The sequence below is a fragment of the Sphingomonas sp. 28-62-20 genome, assembly GCF_002281505.1.
Genome location: NZ_NCGH01000022.1, coordinates 1 through 22,235 on the forward strand (window position 1 = coordinate 1; position 22,235 = coordinate 22,235).

At 61.9% G+C, this 22,235-nt stretch carries 19 protein-coding genes and 2 tRNA genes; 5 read left to right on the top strand and 16 right to left on the bottom strand.

The window, feature by feature from the left end; genetic code table 11:
* Window positions 1–236: 236 nt before the first annotated feature.
* From B7Y43_RS15970 to B7Y43_RS15995, 6 genes are all read right to left on the bottom strand, one after another.
* Window positions 237–608 carry a tRNA-binding protein gene (locus B7Y43_RS15970; RefSeq protein ID WP_374132670.1) on the bottom strand — a complete coding sequence of 124 codons (372 nt, stop codon included), beginning with the start codon at window positions 606–608 and terminating at the stop codon, window positions 237–239.
* Window positions 608–1,285 (bottom strand): glutathione S-transferase family protein, encoded by a 678-nt coding sequence (locus B7Y43_RS15975; RefSeq protein ID WP_374132671.1) that lies wholly within the window; start codon window positions 1,283–1,285, stop codon window positions 608–610. The genes B7Y43_RS15970 and B7Y43_RS15975 overlap by 1 nt, the downstream gene beginning before the upstream one ends.
* Before the next feature lie 61 nt (window positions 1,286–1,346).
* On the bottom strand, window positions 1,347–5,864 hold the full coding sequence (gene gltB / locus B7Y43_RS15980; protein ID WP_374132672.1) for a glutamate synthase large subunit: 4,518 nt from the start codon (window positions 5,862–5,864) through the stop codon (window positions 1,347–1,349).
* On the bottom strand, window positions 5,864–7,306 hold the full coding sequence (locus B7Y43_RS15985) for an NAD(P)-dependent oxidoreductase (protein WP_374132673.1): 1,443 nt from the start codon (window positions 7,304–7,306) through the stop codon (window positions 5,864–5,866). Before B7Y43_RS15985 ends, gltB begins: the two co-directional genes overlap by 1 nt.
* Window positions 7,307–7,464: 158 nt before the next feature.
* On the bottom strand, window positions 7,465–8,274 hold the full coding sequence (locus B7Y43_RS15990) for an undecaprenyl-diphosphate phosphatase (RefSeq protein ID WP_374132674.1): 810 nt from the start codon (window positions 8,272–8,274) through the stop codon (window positions 7,465–7,467).
* Window positions 8,275–8,333: 59 nt separating this feature from the next.
* The gene (locus B7Y43_RS15995; protein ID WP_374132675.1) at window positions 8,334–9,269 is read right to left on the bottom strand and encodes a complex I NDUFA9 subunit family protein; all 936 of its coding nucleotides are present in this window, start codon (window positions 9,267–9,269) and stop codon (window positions 8,334–8,336) included.
* 153 nt (window positions 9,270–9,422) lie between these two features.
* Between B7Y43_RS15995 and B7Y43_RS16000 the strand changes: the two genes are divergently transcribed.
* A tRNA-Leu gene (locus B7Y43_RS16000) sits at window positions 9,423–9,509 on the top strand.
* 53 nt (window positions 9,510–9,562) lie between these two features.
* Here the strand turns inward: B7Y43_RS16000 and B7Y43_RS16005 are convergent.
* The gene (locus B7Y43_RS16005; RefSeq protein WP_374132676.1) at window positions 9,563–10,027 is read right to left on the bottom strand and encodes a nuclear transport factor 2 family protein; all 465 of its coding nucleotides are present in this window, start codon (window positions 10,025–10,027) and stop codon (window positions 9,563–9,565) included.
* A gap of 95 nt (window positions 10,028–10,122) precedes the next feature.
* Between B7Y43_RS16005 and B7Y43_RS16010 the strand changes: the two genes are divergently transcribed.
* A complete protein-coding gene (locus tag B7Y43_RS16010) occupies window positions 10,123–11,019 on the top strand; it encodes a LysR family transcriptional regulator (RefSeq protein WP_374132677.1) in 897 nt (298 codons plus the stop codon).
* 101 nt (window positions 11,020–11,120) lie between these two features.
* Window positions 11,121–11,723 (top strand): pyridoxamine 5'-phosphate oxidase family protein, encoded by a 603-nt coding sequence (locus tag B7Y43_RS16015; protein ID WP_374132678.1) that lies wholly within the window; start codon window positions 11,121–11,123, stop codon window positions 11,721–11,723.
* Here B7Y43_RS16015 and ribA read toward each other — a convergent pair.
* The 4 genes from ribA to B7Y43_RS16035 all read right to left on the bottom strand — a co-directional run bounded on the left by ribA (window position 11,720) and on the right by B7Y43_RS16035 (window position 16,848).
* Window positions 11,720–12,778, bottom strand: a complete 1,059-nt coding sequence (gene ribA, locus B7Y43_RS16020; protein WP_374132679.1) for a GTP cyclohydrolase II — start codon at window positions 12,776–12,778, stop codon at window positions 11,720–11,722. The two genes, B7Y43_RS16015 and ribA, sit on opposite strands and share 4 nt — an antisense overlap.
* A complete protein-coding gene (locus B7Y43_RS16025; protein WP_374132680.1) occupies window positions 12,775–13,569 on the bottom strand; it encodes an exodeoxyribonuclease III in 795 nt (264 codons plus the stop codon). The genes ribA and B7Y43_RS16025 overlap by 4 nt, the downstream gene beginning before the upstream one ends.
* 252 nt (window positions 13,570–13,821) lie before the next feature.
* A complete protein-coding gene (locus B7Y43_RS16030; protein WP_374132681.1) occupies window positions 13,822–14,436 on the bottom strand; it encodes an outer membrane lipoprotein carrier protein LolA in 615 nt (204 codons plus the stop codon).
* Between the two features lie 117 nt (window positions 14,437–14,553).
* Window positions 14,554–16,848, bottom strand: coding sequence for a DNA translocase FtsK 4TM domain-containing protein (locus B7Y43_RS16035; protein ID WP_374132682.1), 2,295 nt, complete (start codon window positions 16,846–16,848; stop codon window positions 14,554–14,556).
* 148 nt (window positions 16,849–16,996) lie between these two features.
* Here B7Y43_RS16035 and B7Y43_RS16040 point away from each other — a divergent pair, with 148 nt between their 5' ends.
* Entirely contained in the window at window positions 16,997–18,214 is a 1,218-nt protein-coding gene (locus B7Y43_RS16040) for a UbiH/UbiF/VisC/COQ6 family ubiquinone biosynthesis hydroxylase (RefSeq protein WP_374132683.1), read from the top strand.
* 355 nt (window positions 18,215–18,569) lie between these two features.
* On the opposite strand, the gene B7Y43_RS16045 is transcribed toward B7Y43_RS16040, so the two are convergent.
* Genes B7Y43_RS16045 through B7Y43_RS16060 form a run of 4 tightly spaced genes read right to left on the bottom strand, consistent with a single transcriptional unit; the run spans window position 18,570 to window position 20,936 of the window.
* Window positions 18,570–19,181 carry a hypothetical protein gene (locus B7Y43_RS16045; protein WP_374132684.1) on the bottom strand — a complete coding sequence of 204 codons (612 nt, stop codon included), beginning with the start codon at window positions 19,179–19,181 and terminating at the stop codon, window positions 18,570–18,572.
* 32 nt (window positions 19,182–19,213) lie between these two features.
* The gene (locus tag B7Y43_RS16050) at window positions 19,214–19,408 is read right to left on the bottom strand and encodes a Trm112 family protein (protein ID WP_374132685.1); all 195 of its coding nucleotides are present in this window, start codon (window positions 19,406–19,408) and stop codon (window positions 19,214–19,216) included.
* 8 nt (window positions 19,409–19,416) lie between these two features.
* On the bottom strand, window positions 19,417–20,043 hold the full coding sequence (locus tag B7Y43_RS16055) for an LON peptidase substrate-binding domain-containing protein (protein ID WP_374132686.1): 627 nt from the start codon (window positions 20,041–20,043) through the stop codon (window positions 19,417–19,419).
* On the bottom strand, window positions 20,040–20,936 hold the full coding sequence (locus B7Y43_RS16060) for a tetratricopeptide repeat protein (RefSeq protein WP_374132700.1): 897 nt from the start codon (window positions 20,934–20,936) through the stop codon (window positions 20,040–20,042). Before B7Y43_RS16060 ends, B7Y43_RS16055 begins: the two co-directional genes overlap by 4 nt.
* 198 nt (window positions 20,937–21,134) lie before the next feature.
* Between B7Y43_RS16060 and B7Y43_RS16065 the strand changes: the two genes are divergently transcribed.
* Window positions 21,135–21,209, top strand: a tRNA-Gly gene (locus B7Y43_RS16065).
* Window positions 21,210–21,261: 52 nt separating this feature from the next.
* Here B7Y43_RS16065 and B7Y43_RS16070 read toward each other — a convergent pair.
* Window positions 21,262–22,113, bottom strand: coding sequence for a tetratricopeptide repeat protein (locus B7Y43_RS16070; RefSeq protein ID WP_374132687.1), 852 nt, complete (start codon window positions 22,111–22,113; stop codon window positions 21,262–21,264).
* Window positions 22,114–22,235: the final 122 nt, after the last annotated feature.

Here is a 22,235-nt window from a genome sequence, read left to right on the forward strand (position 1 = left end):
TTCATCCATGCTGGCCTCCCTACCAGTGGACAGCTTGAATCACAGATCAGCGCGCCTGGGAATCCCCATCGATTCATTCAACTACAGAAAGACTCTAGAAGGTGATGACGTGGGATTGGATCAACCCATACCCCGCTCGCCCTGAGCGAAATCGAAGGGCATGCGTAGCGCGTGGGCTTCGACTTCGCTCAGCCCGAACGGGGGGCGAGGTTCAAGCAGCCTAACGTCGCCACGCGCTAAAATAACCGCCCGCCATTGGGCACGGGCGTGGTCGGCCGCACGAGCACCACCTTGCCTTCGGTATCGGGGAAACCCAGCGTCAGCACCTCGGACATGACCGGCCCAATTTGCCGGGGCGGGAAATTCACTACGGCGGCCACTTGCATGCCCGGCAAATCCGCCAGCGCATAATGGTCGGTAATCTGCGCTGAGGAGCGCTTGATCCCGATCACCGGGCCGAAATCGATGATGAGCTTATAGGCTGGCTTGCGTGCTTCCGGGAAAGGTAGCGCCTCGATGATCGTGCCGATCCGGACGTCGACCTTCAAAAAATCGCCAAAGCCAATCACTGGCGACGCTTCAGCGGCCAGATCGTGGTTGGCGTGCATCAGAAATCGAAATCCACATCGTCATAATGGGCGGGCGGGGCGATGCCCTCCATCCGTTCCGACAGCATCGGGCGAAAGCTTGGTCGGCTTTTGAAACCACGATACCAGCGCGCGGTCTGTTCGTGCCCCTTCCAGTCAATCCCGCCGAGATAATCGGCGACTGAAATCTGTGCCGCCGCTGCCAGATCGGCGAGCCCCATCGTCGCGCCGCCCAGCCAGGTGCGATGATCGAGCAGGAAATCGGTATAATCGAGATGACCGACCGCCGCCTTCATCGCTTCGCGCAGTGCCTTGGCATCGGGGGCGGCGCGGTGGACGATCCGCTTTTCCATCCGCTCCTGAAGCAAGGGCGCGGTGATATCACGGTAAAATTGCGTATCGAACCAGGCGACCAGCCGCCGCGTTTCGGCGCGGTTGGTCGCGGTGCCATTGATCATTGCTGCCTTATCGACGGTTTCCTCAAGATATTCGCAAATCGCCATCGAATCGATCAGCACCAGCGACCGGTTGGGCTCGACCATGACCGGGGTCTGCCCGGCCGGGTTCATGTCGAGAAATTCATCGCGGCGGGTCCAGGGCGATTCGCGCACCAGATCATAGCCCACCCCCTTCTCGCCGAGCAGGAGCCGGACCTTGCGCGAAAACGGGCAGAGCGGGAATTGATAGAGTTGCCACATAGCCAGCGACTCTTAACGCCCGTGCCCGCCGCGTAAAGCGCTTGCGCGGTGAACCGCGCCGCTAGTCCGCTGCCACGGCTTCCATGCTGTCATCAAGCGGATAGCTTAGCCGCATCAGCATTTCCTTCGGCACGACCTGCCAGAAATGGCCGACCACGCGGTCCCAATCGTCAAGCAAGGCCGCTGACCATTTGCTGTCGGTCTTGTCCTGATGGGCCCGGATCAGCCCCAGCAAAACCGATTCCCAATGCCGTGAGGCAATGGGCTGCCAGACGATGCTTTCGGGGTTGGCGCGCGCTGGGAAATGGCGATCGGGATCATAGACAAACGCCATCCCGCCCGACATGCCTGCGCCAAAATTGGTGCCCACCTCACCCAGCACGACAGCGATGCCGCCGGTCATATATTCGCAGCCATTGGCGCCGCAGCCCTCGACCACGACAGTCGCCCCCGAATTGCGCACCGCAAAGCGCTCGCCGGCCTGGCCCGCTGCGTAGAGCTGGCCCGATGTCGCGCCATAAAGCACGGTATTGCCGATGATGGTGTTATGCTGGCTGATCAGCGTGGAACTCACCACCGGGCGCACCGCGATGATCCCGCCCGACAGCCCTTTGCCGACATAATCATTGGCGTCGCCGAACACCTCCAGTGTGATCCCCTTGCACAAAAAGGCGCCAAGCGATTGCCCCGCCGACCCGCGCAGCCGGACATGGACATGGCCGTCAGCAAGTTTCGACATGCCAAAGGTACGGGTGATCTCGCTCGACAACCTTGTGCCAACGGCGCGGTGGGTGTTGCGCACCGAATAGGTCAGCTGCATCTTTTCCCCGCGAGAGAATACCGCTGCTGCATCGCGGATCATCTGCGCGTCCAGGCTGTCGGGCACTTCGTTGCGCCAGGTCTTCAGGCTGAAGCGGCGCTGATCGTCATCGGCATCGACCTTGGCGAGAATCGGGTTCAGGTCGAGATCGTCGAGATGCTCGGCACCGCGGCTGACTTGGCGGAGCAATTCGGTGCGACCGATCACTTCATCCAGGCTGCGCAGGCCAAGCTTGGCGAGGATGTCGCGCACTTCCTCCGCAATGAAGGTCATCAGGTTGATGACCTTTTCCGGCGACCCGCCAAACTTTTCGCGCAAGCGTTCGTCTTGCGTGCAAACACCGACTGGACAGGTGTTTGAATGGCATTGGCGCACCATGATGCAGCCCATCGCGACCAGGCTGAGCGTACCGATGCCGAATTCCTCGGCGCCAAGGATGGCGGCGATCACAATGTCGCGCCCCGTGCGCAGGCCGCCATCGGTGCGCAGCTTGATGCGGTGGCGCAGGCCATTCAGGGTCAGCACTTGATTGACCTCGGACAAGCCCATTTCCCAGGGCGTCCCGGCATATTTGATGCTGGTTTGCGGCGACGCTCCCGTGCCGCCGACATTGCCGGAAACCAAAATCACATCGGCATGCGCCTTGGCGACGCCTGCCGCGACGGTGCCAATGCCTGCCGAGGAGACCAGCTTGACGCACACTCGTGCGCGCGGATTAATCTGTTTCAGATCATAGATCAGCTGCGCCAGATCCTCGATCGAGTAGATGTCATGATGTGGTGGCGGGCTGATCAGCGACACGCCTGGTGTGGCGTGGCGCAATTTGGCGATGAATTCAGTGACCTTGAAGCCGGGCAGTTGCCCGCCCTCGCCGGGCTTTGCCCCTTGCGCCACCTTGATCTCGATCTCGTCGCAGGCGTTCAGATATTCCGCCGTCACGCCGAACCGCCCACTGGCAATCTGCTTGATCACCGAATTGGCGTTATCGCCATTGTCATAGGGGGTGTAGCGCGACGAATCCTCGCCACCTTCGCCCGATACCGCCTTGGCGCCGATCCGGTTCATTGCGATGGCGAGCGTTTCATGGGCTTCGGGGCTGAGCGCGCCCAGGGACATGCCGGGCGTGACGAAGCGTTTGCGGATTTCGGTGATCGCTTCCACCTGGTCGACCGGAATGCCCTCGGCCGGATAGTTGAACTGCAGCAGATCGCGCAGATAAACTGGCGGCAGATCAGCCACACCGCGCGAAAACTGCAGATAGGTCGAATAGCTGTCGGTGGCGACCGCAGTTTGCAGCAAATGCATCAGCGGTGCCGAATAAGCGTGCGTCTCGCTGCCCAGCCGCTGGCGGTAAAAGCCGCCGATCGGCAAGGTGGAAACAGGGCTGTCATAGGCCGCATCATGCCGCAGCATCGCGCTGAGATGCAGCGACGCATAGCCTTCGCCCGATATCTTGGCGGGCATGCCGGGGAACAGGTCATTGACCAGGCTGCGCGACAGCCCGACTGCCTCAAAATTATAGCCGCCACGATAGCTGGAGATCACCGCGATCCCCATTTTCGACATGATCTTCAGAATGCCTTCCTCGATCGCGGTCTGATGCCGCATCAGGCAGTCCTCGATCGTGCGATCGCCGAACAGCCCGCGCGCATGGCGATCCGCGATTGCGGCCTCGGCCAGATAGGCGTTCACTGTCGTTGCGCCGACGCCGATCAGCACGGCGTAATAATGCGTGTCGAGGCATTCCGAGGTACGGATGTTGACGCTGGCATAGGAGCGCAACCCCCGGCGGACGAGATGCGTATGCACCGCCGCTGCGGCAAGGACGCCAGCGATGGCGACACGGTCCGGCCCGGCATTTTCGTCAGACAGAAACAGATCGCTGCGCCCTTCACGCACGGCCTGTTCGGCCTGGGTGCGGATTCGCTGGATCGCCGCGCGCAGCGATTCCGGGCCGCCATTTGGTTCAAAGGTGCAATCAATCTCGGCGGCCTGCGTGCCAAAATGCGCCTTTAATCGGTCCCAATTGGCGCAGGTCAGCACGGGCGAATCGAGCACCAGCACCGGGCTTTTTGCACCGGCCAGATCAAGGATATTGGCAAGATTGCCGAAGCGCGTCTTCAGCGTCATCACCTGGCGTTCGCGCAGGGGATCGATCGGCGGGTTGGTCACCTGGCTGAAATTCTGGCGGAAAAACTGGCTGATCAGGCGCGGCTTGTCCGAAATCACCGCCAGCGGCGTATCGTCGCCCATGGAGCCGATGGCTTCCTTGGCCCCATCGACCATCGGCGACAGGATCAGTTCCATATCCTCGATCGTCTGCCCCGCGGCGATCTGGCGACGGATCAGCTCGGCGCGATCATAGCGGCGCACCGGTTCGCCCGGAGGCAGCGGCAAATCGTCAAGCCCGATAAATTCGCCGATCATGCCGGCATAATCGGCCTCGCCGGCAATCCGATCCTTGATCTCGCGATCCTTGAATACCGCGCCGGATTCCAAATCGATGGCGATCATCTGGCCGGGGCCAAGCCGACCCTTTTCGATAATCGTCGTCTCCGGCACCACCACCATGCCGCTTTCCGAACCGACAATCAGCAGCCCGTCATTGGTGCGGGTATAGCGCAGCGGACGCAGCGCGTTGCGGTCCATACCCGCCACTGCCCAACGGCCATCGGTCATGGCCAGCGCAGCCGGGCCATCCCAGGGCTCCATCACGCTGGCCAGATATTCATACATGGCGAGGTGGGCGGGCGGCATACCACTATCGGCTTGCCACGCTTCGGGCACCAGCATCAGCTTGGCGGTCGGCGCATCGCGCCCCGATCGGCAGATCGCCTCAAAAGTCGCATCGAGTGCAGCGGTATCGCTCGCCCCCGCCGGGATCACCGGCTTGATGTCCTCTGAATGCTCGCCGAACGCCAGGCTCGCCATCTTGATCTCGTGGCTCAGCATCCAGTTCTTGTTGCCACGGATGGTGTTGATTTCGCCATTATGCGCCAGGCAGCGGAACGGTTGCGCCAGCCACCATTGCGGGAAAGTGTTGGTCGAATAGCGTTGGTGGAAGATCGCCACCCGGCTTTCAAAGCGCAGATCGCGCAGATCGGGATAGAAGACCGACAGGCTCTCTGCCAAGAACAGCCCCTTATAGATGATTGAGCGGCAGCTGAGCGAGCAGATGTAAAAGCCCTGTATCTGCGCAGCGATCACCCGCTTTTCGATCCGGCGGCGGATCAGATAAAGATTCTTCTCAAATTCCTCGATGCTGGCCGTGTCGGGCATTGGCCCGGCGATCATGATCTGTTCGATTTCGGGCCGCGTCGCCTGCGCCTTTTGCCCGATCACCGACACATCGACCGGCACCTGCCGCCAGCCATAAATGGTATAGCCTTCATCGATGATCGCGCTTTCGACGATCGTCCGGCAGGCTTCCTGCGCCGACAAATCGGTGCGTGGCAGAAAGATCATCCCCACCGCCAGCCGATTGGGCATGGGCCGGTGGCCCGACATCGCGACCGCATCGTCAAAAAATGCGGTTGGCAGGTCGATATGCAGACCCGCGCCATCGCCGGTCTTGCCATCGGCATCGACAGCGCCACGGTGCCACACCGCCTTCAGCGCATCGATTGCCGATTGCACGACGCGGCGATTAGGCTTGCCATCGGTGGCAGCAACCAGACCAACACCGCAGGCATCGGATTCCATATCGGGGCGATACATGCCCTCTGCGGCAAGGCGCGCGCGTTCCTGTTCGGTTGCCATCACGCTGCCTTCCTTTCTGCTGCGGCCTTTGCCTTCAGCCATGCATGCATCCGCTCGCTCACGTCGCGGGCATCACGGATCGCCCAGACGACCAGGCTCGCCCCGCGGACAATGTCGCCGGCGGCGAACACGCCATCCAAATTGGTCATCATCGACTTGGCTTCGGTGCGGACCGTGCCCCAGCGCGTGACGCCAAGCTGCGGCGCACCGAACAGCATGGGCAGCGCTTCGGGATCAAAGCCCAGCGCCTTGATCACCAGATCAGCCGCCAGCACTAATTCGCTGCCCGGTTCGGGCTCGGGCGAGCGTCGGCCACCAGCGTCGGGGGCGCCCAGCCGCATCCGGCTCGCCCGGACCTCCGTCACCTCAGCATCGCCTCCAAAGGCCAGAGGCGCGGACAGCCAGACAAACTCGACGCCTTCTTCCTCGGCATTGCCGACTTCGCGTTGCGACCCCGGCATATTGGCGCGGTCGCGGCGATAAAGGCATTTGACTGACGCAGCACCCTGGCGGACGGCCGTGCGCACGCAATCCATTGCGGTATCGCCACCGCCGATGACGACAACATGCTTGCCCGCAGCGTTGAGTTGGCCATCGTCAAAGGTCGGAACAGCATCGCCAAAGCCTTTGCGGTTCGACGCGATCAGATAATCAAGTGCTTCGACCACCCCGTCGCGTTCAACGCCCGCCGCCGTGATCGCCCGCGCTTTGTAGACGCCGGTCGCGATCAGCACTGCATCATGGCGCGCACGCAGATCGTCGAGGCTGGCATCGCGGCCAACCTCAAAACCCTGATGAAAGACGATGCCCGCCGCCGCCAGTCGCTCCACCCGGCGCATCACAACGGGCTTTTCCAGTTTGAATCCAGGGATGCCATAGGTCAGCAGCCCGCCGGCGCGATCATGCCGATCATAGATATGCACGTCATAGCCCAGCACGCGCAGATATTCGGCCGCGCTCAGCCCCGCCGGCCCCGCGCCGATGATCCCCACCGATTGGCCGCGTGCTTTGCCAATGGCGATCGGCTCGACCCAGCCATTGTCCCACGCCGTATCGGTAATGTATTTTTCGACCGAGCCGATCGTGACCGCGCCGTGGCCGGAAAATTCGATGACGCAATTGCCCTCGCACAGCCGGTCCTGCGGGCAAATCCGGCCACATATCTCGGGCATGGTCGATGTCGCATTGCTCAGCTCATAGGCTTCCCGCAGCCGTCCTTCAGCCGTCAGCCGCAGCCAATCGGGGATGTGATTGTTGAGCGGGCAATGCACCGCGCAATAGGGCACACCGCATTGCGAGCAACGCCCGGCCTGTTCTTCGCCCTGGCTGGTAGCATAGCGATCAGCGATTTCGGCGAAGTCTTCGGCCCGCAACGCGGCTGCGCGCTTGGCCGGATAGGCCTGCCCGGTCCCCACAAATTGCAGCATCGTCTCGTCAGCCATCGTCAATCCCCAGTGAGGGCAATCTTTTACGGCAGAAAAACGGACGAGTCACGCATCTTTGTAGATTTAGGACAGTTTATATTACCTAAATGGTCATGAAACAAGGCGGGTTGATATAAGGGCCAGTCGGGCTGAGGCAATATACGCCCGTATCGGCCCTACTTTACCAGCAGCCAGATCAGCGCAGCGCTACCCGCCACGATCCGGTACCAGGCGAAGGGCGCAAAGCCATGGGTGCTGACAATCCCGACAAACCAGCGCACCACCAGCAACGCGACGATAAACGCAACGACAAAGCCGATCGCAATGCCAGTGATGCCGATGCTGTTGGCGGCCGTCAGCTCCTCATGATGCTTGATCAGCTCCAGCGTGGTCGCCCCCAGCATCGTCGGGATGGCGAGAAAGAAGCTGAACTCAGCGGCCGTGCGCCGATCAACGCCCAGCGCGCGCGCGCCCATGATCGTCGCGCCTGATCGGCTGACCCCCGGGATCATCGCCAGGCATTGCACCAGGCCAACGCCAATCGAAGTGCGTATCGGCAGATCAGCGATGCCTGTTACGGCGCCTGCCTTCACGACCCGCTCAATCACCAAAATCGCCACCCCGCCCAGAATCAACGCCACCGCCACGACGACAGGTTGCAATAACAAGGCTTCGATCTGCTTGAGGAACAGCAGCCCGATCACCACGGCGGGCACGAAAGCGATCAGCAGATTGCGGACAAAGCGGATCGATACGGGGTTGAGTTTCACCAGCCCGAGCATCACCGCCCAGAACGTCCGCCAATACAGCACCACCACCGCCAGAATTGCGCCGAGCTGGATGACGATATTGAACAATTGCCAGCGCTGATCATCATAACCCAGCAACGCGCCGGCCAGAATCAGGTGCCCGGTTGAGGATACCGGCAGGAATTCAGTGATCCCCTCGACAATGCCGAGCAGGATGATGGTGATGAGATCGGTCACGAGGCTCCCTTGCGCTGATGTCGGCTTGGCCTCGCGGCCAATTCACCTCTTTGCCCGGATCAGGCGGCGGCGTCGCTTGAAAAGCGTCCATTGCGGCGATAGCGGACCAGCCAAGTCGGCGCGACGCTGGCCAGCGGCGTCGGCACGATCCCAAAGCCGCTGAACTGCTCAGCGTCCGGTGCGACGACATTGTCGCTCTGCAGCATCCGCCATTGGTCCTGGGTGATCGGCGCGCCAGGCAGAAACCCCAACATCGCGATTAGCCCACCAATCGAATCGGGCAGCTCGATGATCGCCGGATGCCGGCCGATCGCGTCGGCAATCCAGCGGATCAGCGCGCCCATCGAGAGGACGTCCGGGCCGCCCAGTTCGATCATCTTGCCGCCAAAGCGCGCTGGATCGGCCAGGCTCGCGGCAATCGCGCGCGCCACATCATCGACATAGACCGGCTGAAATCGGGTGGCGGCGCGAAGCACCGGCACAACAGGCGCGCTAGCAATCATCCCGGCAAAGCGATTGACGAACTGGTCTTCGCGCCCGAACACAATCGAAGGGCGCAGGATCGTCGCCGCGGGAAACGCCGCCCGAACGGCATCATCGCCTTCGCCCTTGGTGCGGCCGTATTGCGATGCCGATCGGGAATCAGCGCCAATGGCAGAAACATGCACCAAGGAAGTGGCGCCCACCGTGGCGGCGGCGACGGCGACATTGCGCGCGCCCTCAGCCTGAATGGCCTGGAAATCGCCCTTCAGGATGCCGACCAGATTGACGACGGCATCGCTGCCCTGCAGCGCGCGCGCCAGCGATTCAGGTTTGCGGATATCCGTCGCGACGAACTGCGTCTGGCCAAGGCCACCAAGCGGCCGCAGAAATTCAGCGCCGCGTGGATCGCGCTGGGCAATCCGCACCCGCGCGCCCTGCTGAAGCAAATGCTGTGCGGCATATCGGCCAAGAAAGCCGCCGCCGCCAATCAGCGTGACAAGTTTATCCTGCATTGCCGTTTCATTCCTTGCCTGGCTTGGGCGCGCTTGCTCCATGCCGCCCGGACACCGAAACGGCAAGACCGTCCGAAAGTCTGTACCGCATGATTGACAAGCTCCTCCCCCCTCCCTAGAGCCCCGCGCCTACCTGATAGATAAGTCTCTGGGGCCCAGATGGCGGAATTGGTAGACGCACCAGCTTCAGGTGCTGGCGCTCGCAAGGGCGTGGAGGTTCGAGTCCTCTTCTGGGCACCACCTATTTTTCGACCAGACTCCCCGGCAAAAGGGCATGGCAGCGCCCGATCTGGTTAGAGCCCCATCTCGGTCAGCCCGGGATGATCCGCCGGGCGCGGGCCGAGCGGCCATCGGAACAGCCGGTCTCCTACTGCAATCGCGACATCGTTGACCGATGCTTCGCGCCGGACCATCAGCCCGGTTGCATCAAATGCCCATTGCTCATTGCCATGGCTGCGCCACCACTGGTTGTTGGTGTCATGCCATTCATAGACAAAGCGCACCGCGATCCGGTTATCGGTAAACGCCCACACTTCCTTGACCAGCCGGTAATCGACCTCAACGGCCCATTTGCGCGTCAGGAAATCGATGATCGCGTCGCGGCCAGTGAAAAAATCGGATCGCGTCCGCCAGCGGCTGTCTTCGCTATAGGCGAGCGCGACGCGTGCAGGATCGCGGCTGTTCCACGCATCTTCGGCAAGGCGCGCCTTTTGCGCGGCGGTTTGCGCGGTGAAGGGCGGCAGGGGCGGACGGGACATAGCGATTCTCCAAAGCAATGGCAGCGTGGTAATCAGTTCGGCTGCGCGATAGAATGGCGACAATTCGCAAGATATTATTGCCGAAAGAGGAATGAATGGACCGGCTGCAAGCCATGAAAATCTTCGTCACGGCGGCCGATGTCGGTGGATTCGCTGGCGCTGCGCGTCAGCTCCATATGAGCCCGCCAGCGGTGACGCGTGCGATCGCGATGCTTGAGGATCATGTTGGCGCCCGGCTCTTTGTCCGCACCACCCGGATGATCAAGCTAACCGAGGCGGGCCAGCGCTATCTTGCCGATTGTCGGCGCATCTTGGCCGAAATCGCTGATGCTGAAGCCGCGGCGGCGGGGCGCTATGCAACGCCCAGCGGATCATTGGTAGTGACGGCGTCGATGCTGTTCGGGGAGATGTATGTACTCCCGATTCTGCTCGACTATCTCGATTTCTATCCCGCCGTCATTGGCCACGCGCTGTTCGTCGATCGCGTGACTAATATTGTCGAGGAGGGGATCGATGTCGCGGTCCGGATCGGCAATTTGCCCGATTCAAGCCTGAGTGCGATCCGGGTGGGATCGGTTCGGCGCGTGATTTGCGGGACCCCGGCCTATTTCGACAGCCATGGGCGCCCCACCCAGCCGGGCGACCTGGCCAGTCACCGGATCGTCGCGGCCACGGCGTCGGCATCCGCGCTGGAATGGCGCTTTGGCGGCCCGGGCGGCCGGTCAGTCAAGGTCGAGCCACGCTTGCGCTGCCAGACCAACGAAGGGGCGATCGCCGCCGTGCAGGCGGGATGGGGTCTGTCGCGCTTGCTCAGTTATCAAATCGCCCCCGCGCTGGCGGCGGGCACGCTGCAAACCGTGCTTGCGGCGGATGAGGAACCGCCGCTGCCGATCCATATCGTCCATCATCAAGGCCGCCGCGCGTCAGCGACGGTGCGCAGCTTTGTCGATCTTGCCGTCGATCGGCTCCGCGCCAATCCGTTGATCAACTAATCTCATTATTCCGCCACGGTGAATGGTTCTGGCCAGATTCCGTAATTCTCCGCACTGAACGGAACGATTAGAACGGCTCCGATACGGTCAGGAGCCAGCCCATGCATGTTGAGACCCCAAGCGACATTTTCTTCAGCCCAGCGGTGAAGGCGATCCAGACCGAGCGCGGATCGCGCGACGGCTATGCCAAGATGGCGGCGCGCGGCGGCTTCCGCACCGAAATCGACGCCGATCTTGCCGCCTGGCTGGAGTCGCGCGACAGTGCCTATCTCGGCACCGCCAGTGCCGATGGCCAGCCTTATATCCAGCATCGCGGTGGGCCGCCGGGTTTCCTGGCGGTGCTTGATCGCCACCGTTTTGCCTTTGCCGACTATAAGGGCAATCAGCAGTTCATCTCGACGGGTAACCTGGCTGAGAATGACCGGGCGACGATGTTCTTGATGGATTATGCCAATCAGCGTCGGATCAAGATCTGGGGGAGCGCGACGACCACCCGCGATCCGGCGATCATCGCGCAGCTGATGCCCGAAGGCTATAAGGCGCGCCCTGAACAGGCCATCATCTTTACGGTCGAGGTGTGGGATGTGAATTGCCCACAGCATATCCCGCGCAAGCTGGCGGTTGCCGATGTCGCGACCCTGGTGAGCGAATTGCAGGCGCGGATTGCCGACCTCGAAGCCGCCCTGGCCGCCAAAAACAGCTAGAATTCGTGACCCGTGCGGTCGCGTTTGGTGGCCAGATAGCGTTCATTATGCGGATTGGCGGGCAGCTTGTGCGGGACGCGTTCGATGACAGTAATGCCGGCCGCTTCGAGTTGGGCGACCTTTTGTGGATTATTCGTCAGCAGGCGCACTGATCGCTGGCCGAGCAGCGCCAGCATGCGCGCCGCCACCGCGAAATCGCGGGAATCCACCGCAAAGCCCAACCGCGTATTGGCGTCTACCGTATCAAACCCCTGATCCTGCAGCGCATAAGCGCGCAGCTTGTTGATCAAGCCAATCCCCCGGCCTTCCTGGCGCAGATACAGTAATATCCCCCAGCCGCTGGCGGCAATCGCAGCGATTGCCGCGTCAAGTTGCGGCCCGCAATCACATTTCAGGCTGCCCAGGACATCGCCGGTCAGGCATTCGCTATGCAGTCGTACCAGCGGCAGCGCGCCATTGGGGGCGCCGATCAGCAATGCGATATGCTCGCCGGGCATTTCCGGGGTGCGAAAGGCGACAATCTCTGCCGATTCGGCACCAGCAACGGGCAAGTGCGCGCGCGCGGCGATCGTCAGTCGGACGGCATCTTCATGGTCGTTGATATCAGCCGGGGAGATTTCCTGATCGGCACTGCCGCCGGCAATCGCAAAAAACGCGGGCAGCACGCCGGCCAAGGTCGCCAACCGCAGCGCCGCCGCCGCCGCCGGCCGGTTATCGATTGATAGGGCGCGATAGGGGCCCTTAAGCGGGGTCAGCAGATCAAATTGCGGATCGGCAAGCGCGGTGGCGGCATCAAAATCCAGCCAAGGAACGCGTTCGACCATTACCGGGCATTCCGGTGCCGCAGCCGGTGCCTGGTTGGCGAGTTTGAGCGTCGCGGCACGCCCTGACGAGATCAGCACCGGGGCGATGCCCCGCGGATCGAATGCCGCCAGTCGCGCAGCATCGCCGGTCTCGATCGCCAGCAGGGCGAGAACACCGCTGTCGGACCGGATCGCAATCGGCCAGCCGCGACGCAGCGAATCGATCGCCTGCGCCACGCTCCGTGCGCTCACAGCGCGAATTCCGTCATGATCGGGATATGGTCCGATGGTTTCAGCCAGCTGCGCGCTTCTTCGAAAACATGGTGCCCCGTGGCGGCGCTCGCCACATCCTTGCTCGCCCACATATGATCAAGCCGCCGACCACGATCAGATGCCGCCCAATCCTTCGCGCGGTAACTCCACCAGGTATAAAGCCGCGCCGGTGGCGGCACGAATTGCCGCCCCAGATCAATCCAGTCGCCCGCCGCCTGCAGATCAGCCAGTGCCGTGACTTCGATTGGCGTGTGGCTGACGACGTCGAGCAATTGTTTGTGGCTCCACACATCGGACTCGAGCGGCGCAATATTGAAATCGCCTACCAGCAAGGTCGGCCCCGTGCACGATTCCGACCAGCGCGTCATCCGCTCCAGAAAATCCAGCTTCTGGCCGAATTTCGGGTTGAGATCGCGGTCAGGCACGTCACCACCGGCGGGCACATAGACATTTTCCAGCCGAAGCCCGTTGGCCAGCCGCACACCGATATGACGCGCTTCACGATTCGCCTGCCAGTCAAACCGTTCGTCCGCCGCCAACGGGTGTTTGCTGATGATCGCCACGCCGTGGTGCATGCGCTGACCATGCAGCGCGATATGGCGATAGCCGAGCGCGTGAAACACGCTTTCGGGAAAGTCACCATCCATCACCTTGGTTTCCTGCAGGCACAGGATGTCGGGCATCGCCTCACGCAGGAATCGGGTGACGATGTCGATTCGGAATCGCACCGAATTGATGTTCCAGGAAGCTATCTTGATCGTGTCGGCCATGCGGCGATGTAGCCTCGCATTATTGGCTTCGCTAGCCCGCTCTGGTGTTGGCCTTGAAGTGTTTCCGCCGGACAAGGAAAGGCCCTCGCTCCGGGGGCATGGAACGAGGGCCGACCTAGCGTTCGTCACGCAGGCAGAATGAGATAGGGAGCCGGGTAACAGGGGGGAAATCCCGGCTTGATCTCATTCGCCATTCCCCTCTAGCGTGGCAAAGCTGTCGCCAATATGAATGAAAATCGGGCTGTCAGAAATTCAGTTGCGGCCCCCTATGGCGGTCGGATCGCGCCAGCGAAAGGCGTTGTCGGCGACAGCGCCGTTGAACACTTGGCGCGACAGCCGGATCGTGGTGCGGTTATTCTGCGCATCCAATGCTATCCAGCCTTGCAACATCAGCCCGCCTGGCGCGGCGGGGTTGCGCTGAAAAAACAGGGTGATCTGGCCATATTCGGGATGGCGCGGATCGCGCGCCTCGACTGAAATCGTGCGCGGATCGCCGCCTCGCAGCACTTTGGCAAAGCGCGTTGCGTCCTTGCTCGGATCAAGCAACACGCCCAGCGGCGAATTTCCAATCGGCCAACGCTGCTTCTGTCGGACGGAATAATCCAGAAACCACAGGGCCTTGCCGTCGCCCACGATCAGGATTGGCACACCCTTTTCATATTGGAAACGGATCTTGCCGGGCTTTTTCAAGGTCAGCACGCCCCCCAGGGTTTTGCCGTTGCGATCGGTCTGGGCGAAATCCGCGGTCATGCTGTCGACGGCGCGCAAATGATCCTGCACCTGCGCCAGCTCCCCGGTTGCAGGCGCGGCAATGGCAGCCGGGACCGCCAGCAGCAAGGGCAGCGCAAAAAGGGGCTTTAGGGTCACGTCATCAATCTCCGGCAATCAGCCTGGCGGCAATCTGTGGCTGCCATCGGCCATCAGCGTTGAACTGGTCGTGAACCATCTGGGTTCCGCATTGGCAGATCGGCATTGGCCAGCGTCCTATAGTGGACGCCCTTCCTGATCCATCAGCACTTCGCGCCGCCCGACATGATCGGGCCTGGAAACCAGCCCGTCCTTCTCCATCCGCTCGATCAGCCGTGCCGCACTGTTATAGCCGATGCGCAGCTGGCGCTGCAGCCAGGAGGTGGATGCCTTCTGGCTCTCGGCGACCAGCTGGCGGGCGTTGCGATACTGCTGATCCTCAGCCGAATCCTCGCCATCGGGCGCCCCATCAAGCGCGAAACCGTCTTCGGGCTCTTCGGTCACCGATTGGATATAATCGGGCTGGCCCTGGCCGCGCCAATGATTGGCGACCGCCTGGACTTCGTCATCGGTCACGAACGGGCCGTGGACGCGCGCAATTTGTTTACCGCCGGGCATATACAACATGTCGCCGCGCCCCAGCAGCTGCTCGGCGCCCTGTTCGCCCAGGATGGTCCGCGAATCGATCTTTGAGGTGACATGGAAGCTGATTCGCGTCGGCAGATTGGCCTTGATCACGCCGGTGATGACATCGACCGAGGGGCGCTGCGTCGCCATGATCAGGTGAATGCCTGCCGCGCGTGCCTTTTGTGCGAGCCGCTGGATCAGGAACTCGACTTCCTTGCCCGCGGTCATCATCAGATCGGCGAGTTCGTCGACGATGATCACGATCTGCGGCAGCGGCTGGAAATCGAGCTGCTCTTCCTCATAAATGGGCTGGCCGGTCGCTGGGTCATAACCGGTCTGGACCTTGCGACCGAGCGGTTGCCCCTTGGCCTTGGCGGCGCGCACCTTGTCATTGAACGAGGCGAGGCTGCGGACATTGACCGAGGCGAGCATCCGGTAGCGATCCTCCATCTGCTCGACCGCCCATTTCAGCGCGCGCACCGCCTTGCCCGGTTCGGTGACGACGGGGGCGAGCAGGTGCGGAATATCGGCATACATTGATAGTTCGAGCATCTTGGGATCGATCATGATCATCCGGCACTGATCGGGGGTCAGCCGATACAGCAGCGACAGGATCATGCAGTTAAGCCCGACCGATTTGCCCGATCCGGTCGTTCCCGCCACCAGCAAATGGGGCATCGGCGCGAGATCGGCGATGACGGGATCGCCGGCGATATTCTTGCCCAGAATGATCGGCAGCTGCGCTGATTGATCCTCAAAACTCTGGCTGCCGACCAGCTCGTGGAGATTGACCGTTTCGCGCTTGGCATTGGGCAGTTCGATGCCGATCACGCTGCGCCCGGGGATCGTCGCGACGCGCGCCGAAATGGCCGACATGTTGCGGGCGATATCGTCGGCAAGCTGGATCACGCGGCTGGCCTTGATGCCGCTCGCCGGTTCAAGCTCATACATGGTAACGACCGGGCCGGGGCGCACCTCGACGATGTTACCCTTCACATGGAAATCATCGAGCACCGATTCGAGTAGCCGGGCATTGCGCTCCAGCGCGGCCTTGTCGATCACGGTGTTGCCGGTCTTGGGCGCAGGTTTGAGCAGATCGAGCGGTGGCAGCCGGTAATTGTCGCGCAGATCAAGCGAGGCCTGTTTGGCGCGCGGCTTGGCGGTTGACGGGGCAACGGCGCGATCGGCGATCACCGGGCCGGGCCGGGTTTCCGGTGCCGCCACCGCGCGCGGCATCGGCTTGCGGACGGGCATGACCGGTTCATCGACGCGCAAATCGGCAACGGGTGCATCGTCGCGGGGCGAAGGCAGACGGAACTGCCATTGGCGATCGCGCAAATCGACATCATAGCTGAGCGCATAAACAACAATCCCGCCAAGCCCCGCCAGCAGGCCAACGCCGCGTCCGGTCCACAAGACGGCGGTCGGATCGCCAATCTGCGCGATTCCCCAGCGCAGCAGATTGGCAAGCCCCAGCCCGATCGCACCGCCATAACCAGCCGGCAGCGCATTCACGGCGCTGGCCGACACAAAGGAGAGCGCGGTGGCCATCAATGAAGCGCCAGCCGCGCCTTTCAGCAGCGTCCAGCCCCAGCGCCCGAGCGGAATATCGCGCCACAGTCGCGCTGCAAATACCAACCCAAAGGGCAGCATCAGCAGCACGGGCCAGCCGAGCAGTGCCAACAGCGCATCCGCCAGCATCGCGCCAGCCGCGCCCAGCAGATTACGCGCCGGTCCCGCCGCCGCGGTGCTCAGCGACGGATCGCCCGGATGATAGCTGATCAGGCTGCCGGCGATCATCACCACCATCACCAGAATCAGTATCGCGCCAATCAACGTCCCGCTGCGCCGGGCACCATGTCGCACGGTTTCGCGCCAAAGGGGCGATTGCGCCTGGCTCGCCATTTGCGTTTTCCTCAACCAATGTACGCTTGATGTTCCACAATCGCGCGCCGCGAGTCCGGCGTCAAGCGTATCCCACTGATACCGCTATAGGGCGGGGTGGCGCGCCGGGGAATTGGCAGCATGGATTGTCGCCGCTAGGAGGGGGGCCATGGATCAAGCAGATGTGATTATTTTGGGCGGGGGCCTGGTCGGCTGCAGCCTTGGGCTGGCGCTGGCGGCGCACGGCATCACCACGATCATTGTCGATCCGGCGGATCCAGCGGTGACGCTGGCCGCCAGTTTTGACGGCCGCGCCTCGGCAATTGCCAGTGCCAGCCACCGGATGCTTGATGCGATTGGTGTGGGCGCATTGCTCGCTGGCAAGGGCTGCCCGATCGAATCGATCCGGGTCAGCGACGGGCTTGCCCCCGGCGCGCTCGATTTCGCCCCGGCTGAAGCGGATGGCGCGCTCGGCACCATGTATGAAAACCGGCTGCTCCGCTTGGCCCTGCACCAGGCGGCAACGGCGCACCCGGCGATTGATCTGCGGATGCGCACCCGCGCCGTCACCGTCGATCGCGATTCGACGGGCGTGCGAATGACGCTTGAGTCGGGTGCCGAGATCGCCGCGCCGCTGATGATCGCCGCTGAGGGGCGCAATTCGCCGACCCGAACCGCAGCGGGCATCAAGATCGCACACTGGCAATATCACCACAACGCGATCATCACCGCCTTTGATCACGCCCGCCCGCATGACAATTGCGCGTTCGAGATTTTCTATCCCGCGGGGCCCTTTGCGATCCTGCCATTGCTGCCGGTCGATGGGCGCAACCGCTCGGCGCTGGTGTGGACGGTCAGCGAGCGCGACGCGCCGGGCATGCTCAAGCTTGGCGATCGTGGTTTTCTGGCTGAAGCGGAAAAGCGCATGGGCGGGTTTCTCGGGCCCCTCAGCAATCTCGCCCCGCGGTCCACCTATCCGCTCGGTTTTCACCACGCCGCCCAGATCACCGCCGAACGGCTCGCGCTGGTCGGGGATGCAGCGCACGGCATCCATCCAATCGCCGGGCAGGGGCTCAACCTCGGCTTTCGCGATGTCGCGACGCTGACCGAGGTGCTGGTTGACGGCAAACGGCTGGGGATGGACCTTGGCGATCCGCAATTGCTCGCGCGCTATGAACGTTGGCGCGGGCTCGACACGTTGATGGTGGCGATGGCGACCGACACGCTCAACCGGCTGTTCGGCGTGCCCGGCAAGGCCGCCAGCGCGGTCCGCCGATTTGGCCTGAGCGCGGTGCAAGCGATCCCGCCCCTGAAAGCACGCTTCATGGCCGAAGCGCGGGGCGAAAGCGGCGATTTGCCCAAGCTCCTGCAGGGCGAGATGGTTTAGGAAACGAGTCGCAACTGTCGCCGATCGCGAGCGTGAACAAACCCATGATCCGTCAGCGATGGATTAGCGCTCAAGATTGCCATCCGATCAGCCACCGCAACATGGGTCATATAGACGACCCGAGTCAGGGAACGAGCAGGGTCACACTGGAATTTAATTATGTATTTATCGTAAAGACAAACAACTAAGGTGCCATGGTCTGGATGCGTTTCCCGACTAATCTCGGTAATTCCAATGGCACTGCGGCATCCAGACTGACCATGGCGAGCCAAAATGTCATATATTTGGCGCTTAGTGCCTGCATTGATAGAGCAGTCTCGCCATCTATTGGTCACGAGCGCAAAAGATACGGCCATTATTTAGTTCTCCCTACCACTATTTGATCAACTAACGTGATCAATTGATCAACGAGGTCAGACAACGCTTCTGCAGCATAGCTCGCGTTATCGACTGCTGGCTCAGCAGATACCTTTCGTTCATCCGGCCAAAATCCCAATTCAGGACTTCTATGTTCAGTAACTGTCTTGCCAAGCGCAATCAATAGCCGCCTCATATCTTCTTCAGCGCTATTAGCCTGTTCGATCAGGCGTGAGAGTAGGAGATACAACTCCGGTGGAACAGCCTTCGTAGTGAGCTGAGCGAGAATCAAAGAGAAGACGGTTGTCACTTTAATCGGTCTCGGCAGATCGACGTCAATTTCACCACGATCAAGTGCCTGGGCAACATCAAGTACAGCCACCTGATATTGTCGCAGTGACTCAAGCAGGTCTATCGACAGGGCTCGAAGCCGAAGCAGCAGGGCATCAATCTCGTTAGTTTCCTTTTGCTTCTCTGAAAGGCGCTCGCGTGCGCGTTCCTCGCGATCGAATCGGCCTTGAATCAAAACAAACGCGCCGCCACCCACGGCCAATAAGCCGCTGACTAAGCTCTGCCAGTGATCCAATAAGGCAATGAAAGATGCACCCATCGCTCGAGCTTATCGACCGAACCTCTATCCGCCTAGCTCCCAATCTTAGGCAATGCTCGCGCTTCCTCGACCAGCATAACTGGCACGCCATTTCGCACGGGATAGGCAAGGCCCGCTGCATCCGAAATCAGCTCCTGCGCGGCCTGATCATACCGCAGCGCCGTGCGTGTCATCGGGCAGACGAGGATCGACAACAGCCACGGATCGATAGCGGCCAAATCGCTCATCGGATCGCTCATTGCAGCGTCACCGAATCCTCGCCGTCATGCCGACCGAAAAACTGCATCAGCTGAACGATCAGCTCGGCGCGGTCCTCCAGGCTGGCTGATTCGAGCAGCGCCTGTTTGGCCGCGACATCGAACGGGGCGATCTGGGCAACGCCATTGACGAGCGATTCGTCGTCCAGTCGGCCAACGGCCTCCCAATCGACTGCATAGCCCTGCAAATCGGCAAAGCGCCGCGCTTCCATCTCCAACGCGGCCCGGCCCGACAGCGACAGGATTTCCTGCGCATCGGGCATCGGCATCAATGCCGCCTCAACCTGGCGAAACGGCGTGGCGACATCGAGCTCGCGGACGATGCGGAACAGCGACAGCCCTTCGAGCACCAGATTATAGCGCCCGTCATCGAGCATCTCGAACTGCCCGATCTTGCCGACACAGCCAATCTCGAACAGGGGCGGCGGATTGCCCTCTGCCCGCGGCTGCACCATGCCGATCCGCCGATCACGGGCCATGGCGTCGCTCATCAACGCTTTGTAGCGTTCCTCAAAGATATGCAGCGGCAAATGCATGCGCGGGAACAGCAGCGCGCCGGGCAGCGGAAACACCGACAAGCGGGTGGTGGTGCGGGCGATCGTCATCCGAACAAAATCGCCGACAGCCGGCGCCGCTGCGCTGACACCCAGGGATCCTCCAGCCCAACCACTTCGAACAGTTTGAGCAGCCGTTGCCGGGCTGCCCCCTCCTGCCAGTCGCGATCGTCTGCGATCATCGCCAGCAGGCTATCGGCGGCGGCATCGCGGTCCCCAATCGCCATCTGCCCACCGGCCAGTTCATAGCGCGCCGCCATATCGGCGGGATTGGCAGCAACCTTTGCCGCCAGCCCGACCAGATCATCAACCGGCTTGGCTTCGCGCGCTAACGCAATCGCCGCCTTGGCGCGCGATATCTCGGGCAGCTTGGCAACATCGTCCGGCAAGGCCGCAATCGCTTCCTCGGCCGCATCAGTCTGGCCGATGGCAACCAGCGCCCGAATCCGCCCGGCCAGAACCGCGGCATGATCGGGCGCGAGCTCGATCAGTTGATCGAAGATCGATAGCGCGCGCTCGCCATCGCCCTCGGCCAGCACCTGTTCGGCCATGGCGATCAGCGGTTCAATCTCCGCCTCGGCCGCTGCCTCTTCATTTGTGATCGGCAATTGCCGCAGCAATTGATCGATCATGGTGCGCAGCGCTGATTCGGTCCGCGCCGGGGTCATGTCGGCGACCAGCTGTCCTTGGAACATCGCATAGACCGTCGGGATCGACCGGATCTGGAACTGGGCGGCGATGAACTGGTTCTTGTCGGTATCGATCTTGGCCAGCACCACGCCCTTGTCGGCATAAGCGGCGGCGACCTTGTCGAGCAGCGGCGTCAGCGCTTTACAGGGCCCGCACCATTCCGCCCAGAAATCGATGATGACCAATTTGGTCATCGACGGCTCGACAACATCGCGGCGGAATGCCTCGATTGCCTCGCGCTCGGCGGTGCTCATGCCCAGAGTAGCCACGTCTTGCTCCTGTGCCGTATCGGCTGAAAAGATGATCAGGCCTTATGTGGGGGGTTGGCGGTTGAAGCCAAGCCTTTTTGATGGGCGCAACCAATTGCGATCTGCGGGCTTGCCATCCCCGTAGACCGATGCTAGCAGCCCGCCCTCACCCGGTCCGCGTACGTAGCGGACCTAGGCGCCAGAGCGGGCGTAGCTCAGGGGTAGAGCACGACCTTGCCAAGGTCGGGGTCGAGGGTTCGAATCCCTTCGCCCGCTCCAGCGTGCCTCCCAGCTAAGGCTGGGCGGAGCCATCATCGACGATATTGCAGCGCTAAAGCTTTGCAATCCCCAACGCCGCCGCTTCGCTCTGCAACCGTGCCGCCGCCGCTGGGTTCGCCGCGATGGCGTCGGCCAGGGCGCGCGATGCCTTGGCTTCTTCGCCCAAGGTCTTGCGGCTGCGCATCAGCATCACCCAGCCATCAAGATTGCCGGGATTGGCGCGCAGCTTGCCCTCCAGTTGGCTGACCATCTGCTGCGCCATTGAATCCTGCTGGCTTGGCGTCAGGGCGGCAGCAGCGCGAATCTGCTCGGCTGACGGTCCCGGAATGGCCGCCCCGCCAATCAGGCCGCTGGGCATGGCGGGATGGTTGCTCGTCGGTGCCAATGCCGCCAGTTTTTCGGTCACGTCGATCTTGTTGATCTTGGCCACCTGCGTGATCGTCCGGCGGAGATCATTTTCCCATGTCGCACCGGGCGGCGTATCCTTCAGCAGCGCCAGCCAATCGTCGATTGCCCCTTGATGCTCGCCGCGAAGATCGCGCGCAACGGCGGTGAAATAGCGGCTGCGCGGATCCTTGGGATCGATCGTCAGCGCTTTGCGAAACGCCGTCAATGCCGCTGAGGGCATTGGATCACGCGGACTCGCCATCACGCGTGCCTCGCCCAGCGCTGACCAGATATCGGCGCGATCGGGCGCTGCGACGCTGCCTTTTTCCAGCGCGACAATGGCTTCATCAAACCGGCCTTTGGCGAACAGCGCATCACCAAGGGTAGCCCAGTTATTGGCGTCACCAGGCGATGCCTGGGCGCGCGCCTGCAGCAATTCTATGTCATTGCCCTGAGTCGGAATCGAGCCGGCTTTGGCGATTGGGGGCGCTGCTGATTCGGTACTTTTTTGCCGCATTACCGAATAACCGACGGCCAAAATCAGGGCCAAACCGGCCGCGAGAAGCACCCATTGTCCTCTTACTACGGGATTATTTTTCGTAACCATCACTCACCCATTGCGCGTGCCCATCAGGGGTG

Bases quoted from the DNA above. Each gene is read 5' to 3' on its own strand.
- B7Y43_RS15970 (WP_374132670.1), bottom strand. From the start codon at position 608: ATGCACGCCAACCACGATCTGGCCGCTGAAGCGTCGCCAGTGATTGGC.
- B7Y43_RS15975 (WP_374132671.1), bottom strand. From the start codon at position 1,285: ATGTGGCAACTCTATCAATTCCCGCTCTGCCCGTTTTCGCGCAAGGTC.
- gltB (WP_374132672.1), bottom strand. From the start codon at position 5,864: ATGGCAACCGAACAGGAACGCGCGCGCCTTGCCGCAGAGGGCATGTAT.
- B7Y43_RS15985 (WP_374132673.1), bottom strand. From the start codon at position 7,306: ATGGCTGACGAGACGATGCTGCAATTTGTGGGGACCGGGCAGGCCTAT.
- B7Y43_RS15995 (WP_374132675.1), bottom strand. From the start codon at position 9,269: ATGCAGGATAAACTTGTCACGCTGATTGGCGGCGGCGGCTTTCTTGGC.
- B7Y43_RS16005 (WP_374132676.1), bottom strand. From the start codon at position 10,027: ATGTCCCGTCCGCCCCTGCCGCCCTTCACCGCGCAAACCGCCGCGCAA.
- B7Y43_RS16010 (WP_374132677.1), top strand. From the start codon at position 10,123: ATGGACCGGCTGCAAGCCATGAAAATCTTCGTCACGGCGGCCGATGTC.
- B7Y43_RS16015 (WP_374132678.1), top strand. From the start codon at position 11,121: ATGCATGTTGAGACCCCAAGCGACATTTTCTTCAGCCCAGCGGTGAAG.
- B7Y43_RS16025 (WP_374132680.1), bottom strand. From the start codon at position 13,569: ATGGCCGACACGATCAAGATAGCTTCCTGGAACATCAATTCGGTGCGA.
- B7Y43_RS16035 (WP_374132682.1), bottom strand. From the start codon at position 16,848: ATGGCGAGCCAGGCGCAATCGCCCCTTTGGCGCGAAACCGTGCGACAT.
- B7Y43_RS16040 (WP_374132683.1), top strand. From the start codon at position 16,997: ATGGATCAAGCAGATGTGATTATTTTGGGCGGGGGCCTGGTCGGCTGC.
- B7Y43_RS16045 (WP_374132684.1), bottom strand. From the start codon at position 19,181: ATGGGTGCATCTTTCATTGCCTTATTGGATCACTGGCAGAGCTTAGTC.
- B7Y43_RS16050 (WP_374132685.1), bottom strand. From the start codon at position 19,408: ATGAGCGATTTGGCCGCTATCGATCCGTGGCTGTTGTCGATCCTCGTC.
- B7Y43_RS16055 (WP_374132686.1), bottom strand. From the start codon at position 20,043: ATGACGATCGCCCGCACCACCACCCGCTTGTCGGTGTTTCCGCTGCCC.
- B7Y43_RS16060 (WP_374132700.1), bottom strand. From the start codon at position 20,936: ATGAGCACCGCCGAGCGCGAGGCAATCGAGGCATTCCGCCGCGATGTT.
- B7Y43_RS16070 (WP_374132687.1), bottom strand. From the start codon at position 22,113: ATGCGGCAAAAAAGTACCGAATCAGCAGCGCCCCCAATCGCCAAAGCC.